This is a genomic window from Pararhodobacter sp. SW119, assembly GCF_017811755.1.
Classification (GTDB): Bacteria; Pseudomonadota; Alphaproteobacteria; order Rhodobacterales; family Rhodobacteraceae; genus Pararhodobacter.
In genome coordinates, this window is sequence record NZ_JADDJF010000120.1 from 1 (window position 1) to 3,076 (window position 3,076).

At 61.7% G+C, this 3,076-nt stretch carries 3 protein-coding genes; 2 read left to right on the forward strand and 1 reads right to left on the reverse strand.

Features of this window, described 5'->3' with window-relative positions; genetic code table 11:
• Nucleotides 1-245 (forward strand): acyl-CoA dehydrogenase family protein (locus tag IM708_RS20600; RefSeq protein ID WP_280861201.1); only part of this gene is annotated, 245 nt, incomplete at its 5' end.
• A 659-nt stretch (nucleotides 246-904) separates the two neighbouring features.
• Here IM708_RS20600 and IM708_RS20605 read toward each other — a convergent pair.
• Nucleotides 905-2,140, reverse strand: a complete 1,236-nt coding sequence (locus IM708_RS20605) for a histone deacetylase (RefSeq protein ID WP_348525013.1) — start codon at nucleotides 2,138-2,140, stop codon at nucleotides 905-907.
• Between the two features lie 150 nt (nucleotides 2,141-2,290).
• Between IM708_RS20605 and IM708_RS20610 the strand changes: the two genes are divergently transcribed.
• Nucleotides 2,291-2,740 carry a hypothetical protein gene (locus IM708_RS20610; protein ID WP_209428432.1) on the forward strand — a complete coding sequence of 150 codons (450 nt, stop codon included), beginning with the start codon at nucleotides 2,291-2,293 and terminating at the stop codon, nucleotides 2,738-2,740.
• Nucleotides 2,741-3,076: the final 336 nt, after the last annotated feature.

The following is a 3,076-nucleotide window of genomic DNA, read 5'->3' on the forward strand; positions in this document are numbered from 1 at the left end:
CGCTGATCTACCAGACGGCCGCCGCCATGGAGGCAGGCAACGATTGCGTGCGCGAGGTTTCCGCAATCAAGGCGCTCTGCGGCGAGCTGGTCAACAAGGTGATGTACGACTGCCAGCAGTTTCACGGCGGATTTGGCTACATGACCGGAACCGAAATCGAACGCATGGTCCGCGACGCCCGCGTTCAGGCCATCGGTGGCGGCGCGACCGAGGTGATGCTCGAAGAGATCGCGAAGCGCCTTTGACAGGAATTCTCAAGTTTGTCCGGGTGCGTCGTCGACGGCGGTCCGGCGCCGCTTCAGGTATGCATAGCGAGATCGCGGAGCAGACCCAGACAAAATTGGTTGGACGTTACTTCATGTGCGCGCCACACGGCCGGTAATTCGCTGGAGCTGTGAAGTGCTCGGCCCAAAGCAGCCTTCTGACCCAATGGGCATGCCGCGGTGCGGCTTCGCCGAAGCGGGCATTCATGCAAGGTGCAGCGAAAACGACCGGCCGGGGTCGGCGACGCGGACATTCCGGTCGTTCGTCGCGGGCGCAAATCTTTGTTCGCAGCTGCCGCATTTCCGGAGCAACCGAAAGCTCTCCGTCGTCCGCGCCTTGGAGGGAGTAGGCGAAATTCCTGCCGGCAAATCACTCGTGACCATCTGCGACAGGGGCGGTGGCCGCTCCACCGAAGGCGCCGTCATGCTTGAAAAGCTTGGCCACCCGGACGCACTCTAGCTCGAGGGCGGCACGACCGGCTGGCGCGCTTCGATGCCAGCGTTGTTTGCTGTGAGGGAACTGGGATCGAACCAGTGGGAGGGTAAACGAACAAGTCGTACGTGAATGAACGCTGGAGCGCCGCTGGCTTGATTGAGCAAGATGCCGTTTCCAGATGCCTCCGGTGGGACGTATCCTCCCATCAAGCGTCGTCGCGAAAGGCCGACAGATGAAAGGCGACGGCTTCTTCGACCTCGGGAAAACCACGCTCGCGAACCTCTTCTGGTGTTTCGCCAGCCAGAACGCGCAGCACCGTATGGACGCTCCGCGAGAGCGCCTCAAGCTGATAGCCGCCCTCGAGCACAAGCGTCAGACGGCCCTCGCAGTGCTTGTCGGCGATGTCCTGCACGATCCCGGTCATCGCCGAGAACCCCTCATATCCGACATTGAGCGCGAAGTCGGCGCGATGGGCGTCGAATCCAGCCGAAACCAGCACGAAGTCGGGTTTGAACCAGTCGGCCGCCGGTTGCAGCACCTCGCGCATAGCCTTCACAAAGGCTGCATCGCCAGCGCCTGCGGGCATCGGCACGTTCACCGTGGCGCCCTCGCCAAGCCCGGCACCGACCTCACCGATCAGGCCAGATCCGGGATAGAAGGGCGCCGCGCGGTGAATGTCGAAGAACAGGACATCTGGACTGGCCCAGAAGATTTCCTGCGTTCCGTTACCGTGGTGCGCGTCCCAGTCGATGATCAGAATCCGGGTGAAGCCGAGTTCGGCCTGCGCATGGGCAGCAGCGACGGCGACGTTGTTGAACAGGCACGAACCACGCGCCCGAACAGACTCGGCATGATGCCCGGGCGGGCGCACGAGCGCAAAGGCGCTGTCGGTGAGACCGTTTGCCACCGCCTCGACCGCCGCGATGGAGGTTCCAGCTGCGATTTCGGCGGCCTCAACGCTTCCGGGAGAGACGGCGGTCGTGTCCACGTCGAGCCAGACGCTTCGCCCGCGTAGCTTGTAGATGCTGTCGAGATAGCCAGAGGTATGGACCCGCGCCAGTTGCTCGCGGCTCGCGCTGCGGCCTTCGGCATGTTCGAGGCCTGCGATCGGCTCGGCGACCAGTAGATCGCGGATCGCTATCAACCTTTCGGGTCGCTCTGGAAAGTTCCACTTCACTTCCAACCCGTTCAGGATATCTCGCACACGACGCTCCAACCGCCCGGGCGAAAAGGTATCCTGCACCTGCGGGCGGTGCTGCAACATCCGCTCGTCAAACAAAGCCAGAGCTCGGCGGCTTGCCACAAGTCTCTCCTGTTTGAGAGAGAGCATGCCGCAGCTGCGACCCAGATGCCACCCTCCCTTAGCATCGAGTGCACTGCCTTGTTTGCTCGCACCCCTCCGATCGAAGTAACCGTCCGGCCCAGAGCCACCTCCAGTCACCGTCAGCAATGCTGCACCGCGGCTCGTCGTTGCTGACTTTCGCTGCACCTGCGTTCGAACTGGGAGGGATACAAACTTACATGGTGCGAACGGGTCTGCCTATCGGTTTACTTCGGTTGAAGTGAGGCGCAATCGTTGGGTGTCGTGCGCATGGACCGCGGCGCAAAATGGGAAAAGACGATGACCGGAACCTGTCTGTGCGGCGCAGCGAGCGTCACAATCGAAGCGAAGCCCGATTTCATACACGACTGCAACTGCGATCTCTGGCGCAAGTCAGGTGGCGCTTGGGGGTATTTCTCGTCATCGCAGGTCCGGACCGACGGGCCAACCTCGTCGGTGATGCGCAACGACAAAGCGGACCCCGCCGCAGAAGTGCATTCGTGCCGGTCCTGTCACACCACCATGCATTTCGTGATCGCCAAGTCATTCCAGAACCAACACGGTCCGATCGACATGGTAGGCGTCAACATGCGCTTGTTCGAACTGCACGAACTCGACGGCATCGAAGTCCGTTTCCCCAATGGCAAAGATTGGCCAGGCGTGGGAGCCTTCGAGTACCGTCGCCCCGCGGTGACGATCGACAGGCAGAAAGGCTGGTAGGGCTGAGATAACTACTACGATCCGACGGGAGACGGAGGTAAAGACGGCCCTCAGTTACCCTTCCGCCTCGTTGAAGTGCCGCAGTGCGGCTTTCCGGAACCGGCCGTTCGGTGCCGCACCGGCGGTGGCGGGTTAGGATAACGGACCGCTGGTCATGGCAGTACTCCTTTCGCGTTTCGCGATAGCCTTAAATCCTGGCGAGCCCATCGCGACGCGTTTTATGAGTGATGCGGCAGGAAAGCCGCCCACGGCGTGGAGGTCACTGCATAGCATCATCTGCCCATGCATCTGCTTGAGTTTACCAGGGTGCCCCCCCCGAAAAATTACCGGCTTGTT